The sequence below is a fragment of the Acidimicrobiia bacterium genome, assembly GCA_035651955.1.
Lineage (GTDB): Bacteria > Actinomycetota > Acidimicrobiia > IMCC26256 > JAMXLJ01 > JAMXLJ01.
The window spans coordinates 1-14,691 of the sequence record DASRES010000007.1 but is presented as its reverse complement, the minus strand read 5'-3'; the positions used below and the strand labels follow the sequence as shown (position 1 = coordinate 14,691).

At 71.1% G+C, this 14,691-nt stretch carries 11 protein-coding genes; 10 read left to right on the top strand and 1 reads right to left on the bottom strand.

The window, feature by feature from the left end; translation table 11 throughout:
* From VFC33_01940 to VFC33_01915, 6 genes are all read left to right on the top strand, one after another.
* The coding region (locus VFC33_01940) for a potassium-transporting ATPase subunit C (protein ID HZR11987.1) at positions 1-342 on the top strand (342 nt) is incomplete at its 5' end.
* A 9-nt stretch (positions 343-351) separates the two neighbouring features.
* Positions 352-2,862 (top strand): ATP-binding protein, encoded by a 2,511-nt coding sequence (locus VFC33_01935; GenBank protein ID HZR11986.1) that lies wholly within the window; start codon positions 352-354, stop codon positions 2,860-2,862.
* Positions 2,859-3,545 carry a response regulator gene (locus VFC33_01930; GenBank protein HZR11985.1) on the top strand — a complete coding sequence of 229 codons (687 nt, stop codon included), beginning with the start codon at positions 2,859-2,861 and terminating at the stop codon, positions 3,543-3,545. The genes VFC33_01935 and VFC33_01930 overlap by 4 nt, the downstream gene beginning before the upstream one ends.
* A 271-nt stretch (positions 3,546-3,816) precedes the next feature.
* The gene (locus tag VFC33_01925) at positions 3,817-5,454 is read left to right on the top strand and encodes an ammonium transporter (protein HZR11984.1); all 1,638 of its coding nucleotides are present in this window, start codon (positions 3,817-3,819) and stop codon (positions 5,452-5,454) included.
* 112 nt (positions 5,455-5,566) lie between these two features.
* Positions 5,567-5,908, top strand: coding sequence for a P-II family nitrogen regulator (locus VFC33_01920; GenBank protein ID HZR11983.1), 342 nt, complete (start codon positions 5,567-5,569; stop codon positions 5,906-5,908).
* The gene (locus tag VFC33_01915; protein HZR11982.1) at positions 5,868-8,213 is read left to right on the top strand and encodes a [protein-PII] uridylyltransferase; all 2,346 of its coding nucleotides are present in this window, start codon (positions 5,868-5,870) and stop codon (positions 8,211-8,213) included. The genes VFC33_01920 and VFC33_01915 overlap by 41 nt, the downstream gene beginning before the upstream one ends.
* A 71-nt stretch (positions 8,214-8,284) precedes the next feature.
* Here the strand turns inward: VFC33_01915 and VFC33_01910 are convergent, their stop codons facing one another.
* On the bottom strand, positions 8,285-8,956 hold the full coding sequence (locus VFC33_01910) for a VTT domain-containing protein (protein ID HZR11981.1): 672 nt from the start codon (positions 8,954-8,956) through the stop codon (positions 8,285-8,287).
* Positions 8,957-9,172: 216 nt separating this feature from the next.
* Here VFC33_01910 and topA point away from each other — a divergent pair, with 216 nt between their 5' ends.
* The 4 genes from topA to VFC33_01890 all read left to right on the top strand — a co-directional run.
* Positions 9,173-11,839: a type I DNA topoisomerase gene (topA, locus tag VFC33_01905; GenBank protein HZR11980.1), complete on the top strand. Its 2,667-nt coding sequence runs from the start codon at positions 9,173-9,175 to the stop codon at positions 11,837-11,839.
* A gap of 54 nt (positions 11,840-11,893) precedes the next feature.
* The gene (locus VFC33_01900) at positions 11,894-13,279 is read left to right on the top strand and encodes an MFS transporter (GenBank protein HZR11979.1); all 1,386 of its coding nucleotides are present in this window, start codon (positions 11,894-11,896) and stop codon (positions 13,277-13,279) included.
* Positions 13,276-13,881, top strand: a complete 606-nt coding sequence (gene tmk, locus VFC33_01895) for a dTMP kinase (protein ID HZR11978.1) — start codon at positions 13,276-13,278, stop codon at positions 13,879-13,881. The genes VFC33_01900 and tmk overlap by 4 nt, the downstream gene beginning before the upstream one ends.
* A 12-nt stretch (positions 13,882-13,893) precedes the next feature.
* On the top strand, positions 13,894-14,691 hold a 798-nt coding region (locus tag VFC33_01890; protein HZR11977.1), incomplete at its 3' end, for a DNA polymerase III subunit delta'.

Here is a 14,691-nt window from a genome sequence, read left to right as displayed (position 1 = left end):
GGCGCGTCGAACCTCGGCCCGACCAACCCGACGTTGCTGCGCGACGTCGCCGCGCGCGTCGCGCAGTACCGGCGTGAGAACGGGCTGGCTCCGAACGTGGCCGTCCCTGTGGACGCGGTCACCTCGTCCGGCTCGGGACTCGACCCCGACATCTCGGTGGCGAACGCGCGGCTCCAGGCGCCCCGGGTCGCGCGTGCACGCGGGCTGCCCGTCGCGACGGTGCTCGCGCTCGTCGACCACCACACGGACGCGCGGCCATGGGGCTTCCTCGGCGAGCGGACCGTCAACGTGCTCGACCTGAACCTGGCGCTCGGCGACCTCCACGCACGGCTCCAGCCGTAGTCTTCGGTCATGGCGCGTGGCCGACTGCGCATCTACCTGGGTGCCGCGCCGGGCGTCGGGAAGACGTTCGCGATGCTCAACGAGGGCTGGCGGGGACGGGCCCGGGGCAAGGACGTCGTCGTCGCGTTCGTGGAGACGCACGGCCGCGAGAACACCGCCGCGCAGCTCCACGACCTCGAGGTCGTCCCGCGCCGCACGCTGTCGTACCGCGGGTCGACGCTCGAGGAGATGGACGTCGACGCCGTGCTCGCCCGCGCTCCGCAGCTCGCGCTCGTCGACGAGCTCGCGCACACGAACGTACCGGGTTCGCGCAACGAGAAGCGCTGGCAGGACGTCGAGGAGCTCCTCGAGGCCGGCATCGACGTCGTGACGACGGTGAACATCCAGCACCTCGAGTCCGTCAACGACGTCGTGGAGCAGATCACCGGCGTCCACCAGCACGAGACCGTTCCCGACGCGATCGTGCGCGCGGCCGAGCAGGTCGAGCTGGTCGACATGACGCCCGAGGCGATCCGCCGGCGCATGGCGCACGGCAACATCTACCCGCCGGAACGGGTCGACGCCGCGCTCGCGAACTACTTCCGTCCCGGCAACCTCGCCGCGCTGCGCGAGCTCGCGCTGCTGTGGGTCGCCGACAAGGTCGACGAGAACCTGCACCAGTACATGGCCGACCACGGCATCTCGAGCACGTGGGAGACGCGTGAGCGCGTCGTGGTGGCGCTGACCGGCGCGCCGGACGCCGACGTGCTCATCCGTCGGGCCGCGCGGATGGCGCGCCGGACGCGCGGCGACCTCCTCGGCGTGCACGTCCGGTCAACCGACGGGCTGGCCGGTCCACCCACCGACGCCATGCGCGTGCAGCGGGAGCTGCTGACGCAGCTGGGTGGGGAGTACCACGAGATCGCGAGCGACGACCCCGGCAGCGCGCTCGTGCAGTTCGCGCGCGCGGAGCACGCGACGCAGCTCGTCCTCGGCGCGAGCCGCCGGTCGCGCTGGCACGACCTCGTCCGCGGGTCGGTGATCAGCCGGGTGTTGCGCGACGCCGCGCAGATCGACGTCCACGTGATCTCCTACGCGGAGGAGGGTGTCGACGCCGTCGCCGGCACGCGTGGCGGTCACGTGCACTTCGCGCCGCTGTCGAAGCGACGCCGGATGGCGGGCTGGCTCTTCGCCGTCGCCGGTCCGCTGCTGCTCACGCTCGTGATGTCGCACCTACGCGGTGACCTCTCGCTGCCGACCGAGCTGCTGCTGTTCCTGTTCGTCGCGGTGACGGCCGCGGCGCTCGGCGGGTTCGGGCCCGCGCTCGTCGCGAGCGTCGGCGGCTTCGCGCTCGCGAACTGGTACTTCGCGCCGCCGCTGCACCGGTGGTCGATCGCCGAGGGCCAGAACGTCGCCGCGCTCCTCGTGTTCCTCGCGGTCGCGGGCGTGGTGAGCGCACTCGTCAGTGCCGCTGCCCGGCGGAGCGCCGAGGCGACGCGCGCGAAGGCCGAGGCCGCGACGCTCGCGCAACTGAGCGGCTCGCTGCTCGGTCAGCCCGATCCGCTCGCGCCGATGATGACCCAGCTCCGCTCGACGTTCGACGTGCAGGCGATCGCGGTGTTGCGCCGCCGCGGCGACGGGTGGGTCGTGGAGACCTCGGCGGGGGAGCCGGTCCCCGCGCGCCCGGAGGACGGCGAGCTCAGCGTCCCGCTCGACGAGCGCACCCAGCTCGTCTTCGTCGGTCCGGGGCTCGACGAGCAGGACCTCACGGTCCTCCTCGCGTTCACGAACCAGCTCGCGCTCGCGCTCGAGAGCCGTGAGCTGCGCGCCGAGGCCGCGATGGCGCGCGGGCTCGCGGAGGCGAACGAGCTCCGCACCGCGTTGCTGGCGGGCGTGTCGCACGACCTTCGCACGCCGCTCGCGTCGATCAAGGCGGCCGCGACGAGCCTGCTCCAGCGGGACGTCACCTGGACGCCCGAGGCGGTGCACGAGCTGCTGTCGACGATCGACGAGGAGGCCGACCGGCTCAACGCGCTCATCGGCAACCTGCTCGACATGAGTCGCATCCAGACGGGCTCGCTGCACCCGACGATGCGCGAGGTCGGGCTCGAGGAGATCGTCCCGCTCGCGCTCGACGGGCTCGGCGAGCGCGCCGACGACGTCGTCCTCGACGTGCCCGAGTCGTTGCCGCGCGTCGAGGTCGACGCGCAGCTCCTCGAACGCGCGGTGGCAAACGTCGTCGCGAACGCGCTGGCGTTCTCGCCGGCCGGCAAGCAGGTCCGCGTGGAGGCCGGCGCGGTCGGCGACCGGGTGGACGTACGCGTCGTGGACCGGGGCCCCGGCGTCCCGGTCGAGCAGCGCGAGCAGATGTTCCGGCCGTTCCAGCGCCTGGGCGACACGAACGCGAACGGCAACGGCGTGGGCCTGGGGCTCGCGGTGGCGCGTGGGTTCGTCGAGGCGATGGGCGGCCGCGTGAGCGTCGACGACACGCCCGGTGGTGGACTGACGGTCGTGATGAGCGTGAAGGCGGCGCCGTCGTGACACGCGTCCTCGTCGTCGACGACGAGCCCCAGATCCGGCGGGCACTCGGCATCAACCTTCGCGCGCGTGGCTACGAGGTCGACCTCGCGGAGAACGGCGAGGTCGCGCTCGACCTCGCTGCTCGCCACCATCCCGACGTCGTCGTGCTCGACCTCGGGCTGCCCGGGATCGACGGCGTCGACGTCATCCACGGTCTGCGCGGCTGGTCGACCGTCCCCGTCGTCGTGCTGTCGGTGCGCGACCGGGAGGCCGACAAGGTGGCCGCGCTCGACGCGGGTGCCGACGACTACGTCACGAAGCCGTTCGGCATGGACGAGCTGCTCGCGCGGCTGCGCGCCTCGCTCCGGCGTGGCGCGCGCGGCGAGGAGGCGATCACGGTCACGACGCCGGCGTTCGTCATCGACCTCGGCGCGAAGCGCGTGACCCGTGAGGGCGACGAGGTGCGGCTCACACCGACGGAGTGGCATCTCGTGGAGGTGCTGGTGCGCAACGCCGGGAAGCTCGTGAGCCAGCGCCAGCTGTTGCAAGAGGTGTGGGGCCCGCAGTACGGGACCGAGTCGAACTACCTGCGCGTGTTCATGGCCCAGGTCCGCCGGAAGCTCGAGCCCGAGCCGGCGCGGCCGCGGTACTTCATCACCGAGCCGGGCATGGGGTACCGGTTCGAACCGGCCGACAGCGCGTGAGCGGCGTCGTTCGCGTCGCGTCCGGCGCGTAACCGTTCGGGTGACGTCGAGCTCGGGTGCGAGACCGTCGCGGCGCGCGGCCGTCATCCCGGCGCGCCCATGAACGCCGCCTGACCGCCATCGCACGCTTCGCCCTCTGCCTGAGCGCTATCTGGCAGCTCCCGGGCCAGACGTAACACGCGGGACACACGGCAGATACGTGAGTGACACGCGACTTTCTTACGGTTCTCGCGTCCGGCAGCAGGCAGTGACCTCGGGGGGAGGATTCGGCGTGTCGAACACGAAGAAGCTCATCGCGCTGACGGTGATCACCTTCATCGCGCTGCTCATGGTGAGCCAGTTCGCGACCCACAAGGGAGACGCTGGTGGGAGCGCCACAGGCACCGCGCGCAACGTGGCGGCCGCGACGAACAACAAGATCACCGACACCAAGGTGCCGGTCACGCAGGTCGGCCTCAATCAACTTGCCAACCAGGCCGGTGAGCTGACCGTCGCGGTCAACTTCAGCTGGCTGCTGATCACCGGCTTCCTCGTGCTCTTCATGCAGGTCGGCTTCGCGTTCCTCGTCACAGGGCTGACACGCGCGAAAAACGCGGGGCACATGATGATGATGAACATCGCCGCGTTCGCGATCGCCCTGCTCGCGTACTACGCGGTCGGGTTCGCGTTCCAGTTCGGAGGCGTCGGGATCGGCGGCGTGGGAAACCTCGGCGGGCTCGGCGTCCTCAACAGCATGCTCGGGCACGGCCACGCCGGACTGATCGGATTGCACGGATTCTTCCTGCAGACCGGCGGAACCTACGACGTCGGCGCGCTCGCGTTCTTCCTGTTCCAGGTCGTGTTCATGGAGACCGCGGGCTACATCATCATCGGGGCGATCGCCGAGCGGATCAATTTCGCGACGTTCATCGTCGCCGAGGTCGCGATGGGGGCGATCATCTACCCGATCTACGGGATGTGGGTGTGGGGCGGCGGATGGCTGTCGCAGCTCGGTCACTCGCTGCACCTGGGGCACGGTGCCGTCGACTTCGCTGGCTCCGGAGTCGTCCACGCGACAGGCGGCTGGGCGGCGCTCGCGCTGGCGATGCTGCTCGGGCCGCGCATCGGCAAGTACAAGAAGGACGGAACACCGCGCGCCTTCCCGGGGCACAACCTCGGCTACGTCGTCATCGGTACCTTGGTGCTCGTGTTCGGGTGGATGGGCTTCAACCCGGGCTCGACGTTCGGCGCGACCGACCTTCGCATCAGCATCGTCGCGGTCAACACGCTTCTCTCGGCGTGCGCGGGCTTCGTCACCGCGATGGCCTGGACGGCGAGCCGGTACGGCAAGCCGGACATCTCGATGTCGTGCAACGGGATGCTCGCGGGTCTCGTCGCGATCACTGCCCCGTGCGCCTTCGTGGCGCCGTGGGCCGCGACGATGATCGGCCTCCTTGCTGGGTTCCTCGTCTGCTACAGCGTCGAGTTCATCGACCGGAAGCTGAAGATCGACGACCCCTGTGGCGCGATCTCCGTGCACGGCGTGTGCGGTGCCTGGGGCGTGCTCGCGCTGGGGCTGTTCGCGGACGGCAGCTACGGCAGCGGATGGAACGGTGTTGCCGGGAACGTGAAGGGTCTGTTCTACGGCAACCCGGGGCAGCTCGGCGCCCAGGTCATCGACGTCGCGATCGGCTTCATCTGGGCGTGGGGTCTGACATACCTCATCTTCAGTCTGCTCAAGCAGCGCAAGGCCATCCGGGTTCCGCGGGAGGTCGAGCTCGAAGGCCTCGACATGGCGGAGTTCGGAGCGCTCTGTTACCCCGACTTCGTGCTCGCCACGGAGTCGCCCGGCATCGGCGAGGACTACGACGAGGTTGACGTCGTCGGCGCCACGGCTTCCAGCACCGTCAAGCTTCCGGCCGACGGGTGAGGTGGCCGTCGCGCTGCAGCGGCCCCACCGGAGTGCGGCCGGCACACGAGCATCGGCACCCGTGGCCGAGGGCCCGATCGAGGGTCGCCACGGGCACGGGAGGGAGACAACGATGAAGCTGATCGTCGCAGTGGTGAAACCGCATCGCGTCGACGAGGTGCTCGCCGCCGTCCACGCGCTCGACGTCAGCGGCGTCACCGTGTCGGAGACGCGGGGTCACGGACGCCAGCGCGGGCACACCGAGGTCTACCGCGGCGCCGAGTACAGGGTGGACCTGGTCCCGAAGTCCAAGGTTGAGATCCTCGTCGACGACATCGACGTCGAGAAGCTGGTCGATGCCGTCGTGAAGGCGGCGCAGACCGGCAAGATCGGCGACGGCAAGGTGTGGATCGTGCCGGTCGAGGACGTGGTCCGTGTCAGAACCGAGGAGCGCGGGCTCGCGGCGATTCGCTGAGGACCGCCGGCGCCTGGTCGAAGACGAAGAGCTGCGGGGCCCGGCGTTCGGCCGGGCCTACGCAGCGCTGCTCGACGAGTGGCTCGCTTCCCTCCTGGGCGTGCAGGACGGCGTCGCGCTCGTCGCGTGCGGCGGGCTCGGGCGGGGGGAGGTCGCGCCTCAGAGCGATCTCGACGTTCTGCTGTTGCACGACCCGCGTATCGACGTCAGGCCGATCGCGGAGCGCATGTGGTACCCGGTCTGGGACGAGCAACTCACGCTCGACCACAGCGTCCGCACGCCGAAGGAGGCGGTCAGGGTCGCAGGCGAGGACCTGAAGACTGCGATGACACTGCTCGACGGGCGCGTCATCGCGGGGGACCGCGCGCTCGGGGAGGACACGCTCGCCGCGGTGCGCGTCGCGTGGGCGCACCGACGTGGACGCCGGCTCCCGGCGCTCGACGCGATCAGCGGGTCGCGACATCGCGACGTCGGTGATCTCGCATACCTGCTGGAGCCCGACCTGAAGCAGGCGAAGGGCGGCTTGCGTGATCTGAGTGTCATTCGCGCGGTCCGCCTTGCCGTCGGTGAGACGATCGACGACGCCGCGAGCCTCCACGCGTTCGAGGAGCTGTTCACCGCGCGAGTCGAGTTGCACCGGGCCACCGGTCGACGGGGCGAGCGCCTCTTCCTCGAGGTGCAGGACGAGGTCGCCGCGCGGGTCGGCCTCGACTCGGACGAGCTGATGACGCGCCTCGCTGGCGCGGCGCGCTCGATCGCGCGCACCTACGATGACGTATGGCGTAGGGCGCGCGCCCGGCTCGCCGGCCCGAAGTCGCGGAGGGCGCCCGGCGGCGATCGCGAGCTGGCGCTCGGCATCGTGATGCGCGACGGCGAGGTGGACATCTCCGCGGACGCGCCGCCGGCGGACATCACGCTTCTTCTCAACGTCGCCGAGGCGGCCGCGAGCGAGAACGCGCCGATCGCGCGACGTGCACTCGAATGGCTCGACCGACGGGTCGCGCCGGAGACGGGTCCGTGGCCCGGACAGGCGCGCGATGCGCTGGTCGCGCTCTTGGGGAGTGGAGAGCCCCTGGTCGACGTGTTCGAGACACTCGACGAGTACGACCTGCTGACCCGGATCCTGCCCGAGTGGCGCCGAGTACGGAGCCGGTCGCAACGGAACGCGTTCCACCGGTTCACCGTCGACCGTCATCTCACCGAGGCCGCGGTTCAGGCGGCCGCGTTCGTGCGGAACGTGAGCCGCCCCGACCTGCTGCTCGTCGGCGCGTGGCTGCACGACCTCGGCAAGGGGTCGGCGGGTGATCACACCGACGCAGGTGTCCGTCTGATGAGCGAGATCGCTCCGCGGATGGGCTTCGACGACGCGGACACCGACGTGCTCGTCTCGCTCGTCCGCAACCACCTCCTGTTGCCATCGATCGCGACGAGTCGCGATCTTGAGGACCCGGCCACCTTGCACGCGGTCGCGCGAGCAGTCGGGTCGTCGGAGGTGCTGTTCCTCCTCGCGGCGTTGACCCAGGCCGACTCGCTCGCGACCGGGCCGACCGCGTGGAGCGATTGGAAGGAGGAGCTCGTGCGCACGCTGGTGGAGCGCGTGCACGACCTGCTTGCCGGGCGCGAGGTGAGGATCGAGCCCGGGCCGTGGACGCCGGAGCAGGAGGCCCTCGTTCGTCAGGCCGGGGGTCGGCTGCTCGTCGAGCAGCGCGAAGGTGTCACGACGATCGTCGCGCCCGACCGCCCCGGCCTCCTCAGCGTCGTGGTCGGTGTGCTGACCGCCTCCGGGGGGGACGTCCGCAGCGCACATGCGGTGTCCGTGGACGGCGTCGCGGTTGACCGCATCTCGGCGGTGCCGTCGCGCCCGAGCGTCCCGATCGATTGGAACACGTTCGAACGCGACTTGGGAGCCGCGCTTGCAGGCGACGTGGCGCTCGACGACGCGGTGCTGCAGCGCTGGCTCGCGAGCCGTCGACGGCGCTCCGCTGCGCGCGCGACGTCGCCCGAGGTGATCGTCCACCCGGTGGAGATCGCATCGGACGCGCGCGTCGTCGAGGTCCGCGCCGAGGACACACTCGGGCTCCTCTACCGGATGACCCGCGTGATCGCCGGCCATGGGCTCGATATCGCCCAGGCGCGCGTCTCGACCCTCGGTCACGAGGTCGTCGACACGTTCTACGTCACGGAGCCGGGCGGCGGAACGCCCGACGAGGCTTCCGTGGACGAGCTTGCCGCCTCGCTGCGGAGCGTGCTCTCGGGCGAGGGCGCGCATGCCCATCACGGGAGCCCGGTGCCGAAGCACCGCTGACGGTCGCGCCGGCTCCGTGCGACACGCCCGTCATGGGTGTTCCGGTCGCGGACGGCGACGAACCCGGTGCGCTACTCGACCTCGGCGTCGACCTGGACGGCGTCCACCGAGACGACCGGGCTCGTGCCGGCCGTGGCCGCGCGCGACGTCTTGCGCTGGCGGCGGATCTCGAGCACGGGCGGGATCACCGAGATCAGGATGATCACCCCGATGATCGGCAGGAGGTAGTGGTCCACGTTCGGGATCGACTTGCCCAGGAAGTACCCGGCGACGCTGACGCCGGCGGCCCACAGCGCCGCGCCGATCACGTTGAAGATCGTGAAGGCGCCGAGGTCCATCTCGCCGATGCCGGCGAGCATCGGGACGAGCGTGCGCACGAACGGGACGAAGCGTCCGATGACCACGGTCTTGCCGCCGTAGCGGTCGAAGTAGTCCTTCGACTTGTCGACGTACTCCTGCTTGAAGATGCGTGAGTCGGGACGGTGGAAGAGGGAGGGGCCGAACCGCTTGCCGAGCCAGTACCCGGTCTGGGCCCCGAGGACCGCGCCGGCGAACGCGCCGCCGGCGATGAAGAAGATGTTGAGGCCGTACTTGTTCTGGGACGCGAGGAGGCCGGCGGTGAAGAGCAGCGAGTCACCGGGGAAGACGAGCCCGAGGAGAATGCCCGACTCGGCGTAGATCACGAGGATCAAGCCGATCGTCCCGAACGTCTCGATCAGGTACTTCGGATCGAGGAAGTGCATGGGGACGACAGGTTAGACGGACGCGGACCGTGGCGCTCCCGCCGCCGCCCCAACGAGCGGTAAAGAGCCTGCGCCACGCCCGGCTTGACACCGCGGGCAGCGCCGTGGCACCACGGATGGCCCGCTACGGTGACCGCGCCCGGCTGCCGATACGCGCCCCGGACGGCCCCTCCCGCCGCCGGCCACCGCATCCGGGACCCGAAAGGAGCAGTCCCCTTGCCCAAGCCGCTCGTCATCGTCGAATCGAGGGCGAAGGCCAAGACCATCGAGGGCTTCCTCGGTGGCGACTACGTCGTCATGGCGTGCTTCGGCCACATCCGCGACCTGCCGAAGAGCGGCCTCGCGGTCGACGTCGAGGACCACTTCACGCCGCACTACATCGTCCCGGACAAGAGCAAGCCGACCGTCAAGGCGCTCAAGGCCGCGCTGAAGGACGCGGACGAGCTGTACCTCGCGACGGACGAGGACCGCGAGGGCGAGGCCATCTCGTGGGAGCTGCTCGAGGTCCTCCAGCCGCGCGTCCCGGTCAAGCGGATGGTGTTCCACGAGATCACGCCGGCCGCGATCCGGGAGGCGATCGACGGGTGGCGGAGCCTCGACATGAAGCTCGTCGAGGCGCAGGAGGGCCGCCGCGTCCTCGACCGGCTCGTGGGCTACGAGCTGTCGCCGGTCCTGTGGCGCAAGGTCGGTCCCAAGCTGTCGGCGGGCCGGGTGCAGAGCGTCGCCACGCGCATGCTCGTCGAGCGCGAGCGCGCCCGGATGGCGTTCCGCCGCGCGGAGTATTGGGACCTCGACGGCGCGTTCCGCTCGCACGGCTCGCCGTTCGGTGCGCGGCTGTTCGAGCTCGACGACCGCCGGCTGGCGCGCAGCGGCGACTTCGACAGCGCGACCGGTGAGGTCGCGGCCGACCGCGACGTCGTCCGTCTCGACGAGGCCGCGGCTCGCGCGCTCGCGGGACGTCTCGACGGTTCGGAGTTCCGGGTCTCGTCGGTGGAGTCGACGAGCTTCACCGAGAAGCCGAAGGCGCCGTTCACGACGTCGTCGATGCAGCAGGAGGCGGGCCGCAAGCTGCGGTTCGGCTCGAAGCGCACGATGGACGTCGCCCAGGACCTGTACGAGCAGGGCTACATCACGTACATGCGGACGGACTCGACGACGCTGTCGAGCCAGGCGCTCACCGCGGCGCGCGCCAGCATCCGCGAGCTGTACGGCGAGGAGTACCTGCCGCCCGAGCCACGCGAGTACCGCGGACGCGTGAAGAACGCGCAGGAGGCGCACGAGGCGATCCGTCCCGCGGGTGAGCGCATCCGCACGCCCGACGAGGTGCGCGGCCAGATCCCGAGCGACCACCAGCGGCTGTACGAGCTGATCTGGATGCGCACGATCGCGTCGCAGATGACCGACGCGCGCGCCCGGCGTGTCACCGTGCGACTGGACGCGACGTCGACCGCCGGGGAGCGCGCGCGTTTCAGCGCGTCGGGCAAGACCTACGAGTTCCTCGGCTTCCGGCGCGCGTACGTCGAGGGCACCGACGAGACGGCGGCGGACACCGACGAGAGCGAGGCGACGTTGCCGTCCGTCGCGGAGGGTGAGGTCGTCGCGTGCGACGGTCTCACGCCGAGCGGCCACACGACGCAGCCGCCCGCGCGTTTCACCGAGGCGAGCCTCGTCAAGGAGCTCGAGGAGCGCGGCATCGGCCGTCCGTCGACGTACGCGGCCGTCATCGAGACGATCCAGAACCGCGGCTACGCGTGGAGGAAGGGCAACGCGCTGGTCCCGTCGTGGGTCGCGTTCGCCAAGATCCAGCTCCTCGAGCAGCACTTCGCGCACCTCGTCGACTACGGGTTCACCGCGACGATGGAGGAGGCGCTCGACGTCATCGCGCGCGGTGAGGGCGAGGCCGAGAAGTGGTTGCACTCCTTCTATTACGGGAACGGGCAGGCCGGGCTGCGCGAGCTCGTCGCCGACGAGCACCTCGCGACGATCGATCCGCGCGAGGTCAACACCGTGCACCTCGGCCCCGAGTTCGACGACGCCGGGATCGTGCTGCGCGTCGGGAGGTACGGGCCGTACCTGTCGCGTGGTGAGCAGACCGCACCCGTTCCCGAGGACGTCGCGCCCGACGAGCTCACGGTCGACGACGCGCAGGCGCGTCTCGAGCGCGGTCGCGACCAGGGCCGTGAGCTCGGCACCGATCCCGCGACAGGACTGCCCGTCATCGTGCGGGACGGCCGGTACGGGCCGTACGTGCAGCTGGGCGAGCCCGTCGACGGATCGAAGGAGAAGCCCCGCACCGCGTCGCTGTTCAAGACGATGACCGTCGAGCGGGTGACGCTCGACGACGCCCTGCAGCTGCTGTCGCTGCCGCGCGTCGTCGGCGTCGACGACGACGGCACGGAGATCACCGCGCAGAACGGTCGCTACGGCCCGTATCTCAAGAAGGGCAGCGAGACGCGCAGCCTCGACAACGAGGAGCAGATCTTCACCGTCACGAAGCAGCAGGCCGACGCGCTGTTCGCGCAGCCGAAGCGACGCGGCCGCCAGGCGAAGGCACCGATCGCGGAGCTGGGCGAGCGCCCGGGTACCGGCGCGCCCGTCCGCATCCTCGACGGTCGCTACGGCCCGTACGCGACCGACGGGACGACGAACGCGTCGCTGCCACGCGGCACGGACCCCGCGACCGTCACGCTCCAGGACGCGGTCGCGCTGCTCGAGGCGCGCGAGGAGGCGGGCCCGAGCCGCCGGCCCGCGAAGAAGAAGACGCCGGCCAAGAAGAAGGCGCCCGCGAAGAAGAAGGCCGCGGCCGCGTCGAAGACCGCGGCCAAGAAGACGGCCAAGCCCGCCAAGAAGGCCGCCGCGAAGAAGAGCCCGGCCGCCGAGTAGCCGCGCCGACACCACGCGCGGCGGGCACCACGGCGCCACCTAGGCTGGCCCGCGGTGAGCGCCGAGCATGCGCCGTTCATCCCGCCTGCTCACGGTGAGCAGGCCCTGCCGTCGTCGACGTGGCGGGTGTTCGGGTCGCGTGCGTACTTCAAGCTCTGGCTCGCGCAGGTCGGCTCGAGCCTGGGCGACTGGATCGGCCTGATCGCGATCCTCGCGATCGCGGCGCGTGTCTCGAACAACTCGGGAACGGCCGTCGGCCTCGTCATGGTCGCCCGCATGGTGCCGGGGTTCTTCCTGGCCACGGTCGGCGGCGTCCTCGTCGACCGGTGGGATCGCCGGAAGGTGATGGTGTGGTGCGACGTCGGGCGCGCCGCGCTGCTCGCGGTGCTGCCGTTCGTCGACACGCTGCTCGGCCTGATCCTCGTGTCGCTGCTGATGGAGATCCTGACGCTGCTGTGGGGTCCGGCGAAGGACGCGTCGGTGCCGCACCTCGTCGAGGGCAGGCAGCTGTCGTCGGCGAACTCGCTGTCGCTCGCGGCTGCGTACGGGACGTTCCCGGTCGGGTCGCTGATCTTCTCGTTGCTGGCCGTGCTGGCGAAGTGGCTCGGGCACTTCGGGCCGTTCTCCGCGCTCAAGGTCGACCGCGAGGTGCTCGCGCTGTGGGTCGACGGCCTGACGTTCCTGATCTCCGCGTACATCGTCTTCCGTCTGCCGATCCCGCACATCGACCGTCACAAGGGGCAGCGGATCGACTGGTCGCAGTCGGTCCGCGACATCGTCGAGGGGATGCGGTTCATCGCGTCGCACCCGATCGTGCGCGGCGTCCTCATCGGTCTGGGCGCGGGGCTGATCGGCGGGGGTGCGATGATCCCGCTCGGGCCGGTGTTCGCGAAGGTCGTGCTCGGCGGCAGCAGCGCGACGTTCGGCTTCCTCATGACCGCGCTCGGCATGGGTGCGGCCGCGGGCGTGTTCACGTTGCTCGCGGTGCAGCGGCGGCTGCCGCGTGAGTCGCTGTTCGCGTACGCGGTCATGGGTGTGGGCGCGGCACTCATCGCGGCGGTGTCGTCCTCGACGTTGTGGCTCGCGGCGCCGCTGATCGCGCTGGTCGGCGCGTTCTCGGGTGCCGCGTACGTCTCCGGGTTCACCGTGTTGCAGGAGAACGTGGCCGACGAGCTGCGCGGGCGGACGTTCGCCACGCTGTACACCGTCATCCGCCTCTGTCTGCTGCTGTCGCTCACCGTGTCGCCGTTGTTCTCGGATCTGTTCGACTGGCTCTCGAAGCTGGTGTTCGGGCACCGCTCGGTGTCGGTCGCGGGCGCGTCGTACGGGTTGCAGGGCGTGCGGATCGCCTTGTGGCTCGGCGGCGCGATCTGCATCGTCGCGGGCTGGCTGTCACGCCGCGAGGTCCGCCGCGCGCGTGAGCGAGGGGCGACGGCGTGAGCGACCGCGGCCGGTTCGTCGTCCTCGAGGGCGGCGAGGCGTCGGGCAAGAGCACGCAGGCCCGGCTCCTCGCGCACCACTGGCGCGCGGCAGGACGGCGTGTCGATCTCACCTTCGAGCCCGGCGCGACGCCGCTCGGGAAGGATCTCCGCCGGCTCCTGCTCGACACGGCCGATCCGGTCGACCCGCTCGCGGAGCTCCTCCTGCTCGTGGCGGACCGCGCCGAGCACGTCGCACGCGTCGTGCGACCGGCGCTGGATGCCGGTGTGGACGTCGTGTGCGACCGGTACGTCCCGTCGTCGCTCGTGTACCAGGGGCTGGTGCGTGGCGTCGGCCTCGAGGTGGTCGAGCGCGTGAACGCGGGGTTCCCGCGCCCCGACGTCGTCGTCGTGCTCGACGTCTCGGACGCGGTCGCGGTGGCGCGTCGCGGTGTCCCGTCGGACCGCATCGAGCGCGAGGGCGAGGAGTTCCACGCGCGCGTGCGCGCGGGGTACCGCACGCTCGCGTCCGAGCGGGGGTGGCTCGTGGTCGACGGGGACGGCGCTCCGGACGACGTGGCACGGCGGGTCGCCCAGGTCGTCGAGGCGAACCTGGCCCGGTAGGGTCGTCAGCCGATGTGGGAACGGATCACCGGGCAGGACCGCGCGGTCGCGCTCCTGCAACGCGCGGCGCGGCGCCCGGTCCATGCGTATCTCCTCGTCGGGCCGCGCGGCTCGGGCGTGGACGACGCGGCGCGGTGCTTCGCGGCGACGATGCTCGCGCCGGACGGCGACGATCGGGTCGAGCGTCTCGTGCTACGGGGGATGCATCCGGACGTCGTGGAGGTCGAGCCCGAGCGGACGGTCATCAGCGTGCAGCAGGTGCGCGACGAGATCGTGGTCGAGGCGGCGCGCGCGCCCGTCGAGGGCGACCACAAGGTGATCATCGTGTTCGAGGCGGACCGGTTGAGCGACGAGTCCGCCAACGCGCTGCTGAAGACGCTCGAGGAACCGCCGCCCCACGCGCACTTCGTGCTCGTGACCGACACGCCCGACGAGCTGCTCGAGACGGTGCGGTCGCGGTCCCAGCGGGTCGACTTCGCCGCGCTCGACGCGCACGCGATCACGGACGCGTTGACGGGTGAGGGCTTCGACGCGCAGACCGTTGCGCTCGCCGTTCCGCTCGCGGGCGGGCAGCTCGGTCGCGCGCGCGACCTCGCGGGACGGCTCGGACCGTTGCGGCTCGCGTTCGTCGAGGCCGCCGCGCAGCTCGACGGGACGGCCGGCATCGCCGTGCGCCTCGCCGAGGGGCTCGCCGCCGCGGTGCAGGACGCGCTCGCGGTGCGGAAGGCGGAGCACGAGCGCGAGGCCGAGGAGCTCGACCGCGACATCGAGCAGCGCGGCTATCCAGATCGGGCCGCGACCCGTTTGCGC

Coding starts and splice junctions, on each gene's coding strand:
- VFC33_01935 (HZR11986.1), top strand. CDS start 352: ATGGCGCGTGGCCGACTGCGCATCTACCTGGGTGCCGCGCCGGGCGTC.
- VFC33_01920 (HZR11983.1), top strand. CDS start 5,567: ATGAAGCTGATCGTCGCAGTGGTGAAACCGCATCGCGTCGACGAGGTG.
- VFC33_01910 (HZR11981.1), bottom strand. CDS start 8,956: ATGCACTTCCTCGATCCGAAGTACCTGATCGAGACGTTCGGGACGATC.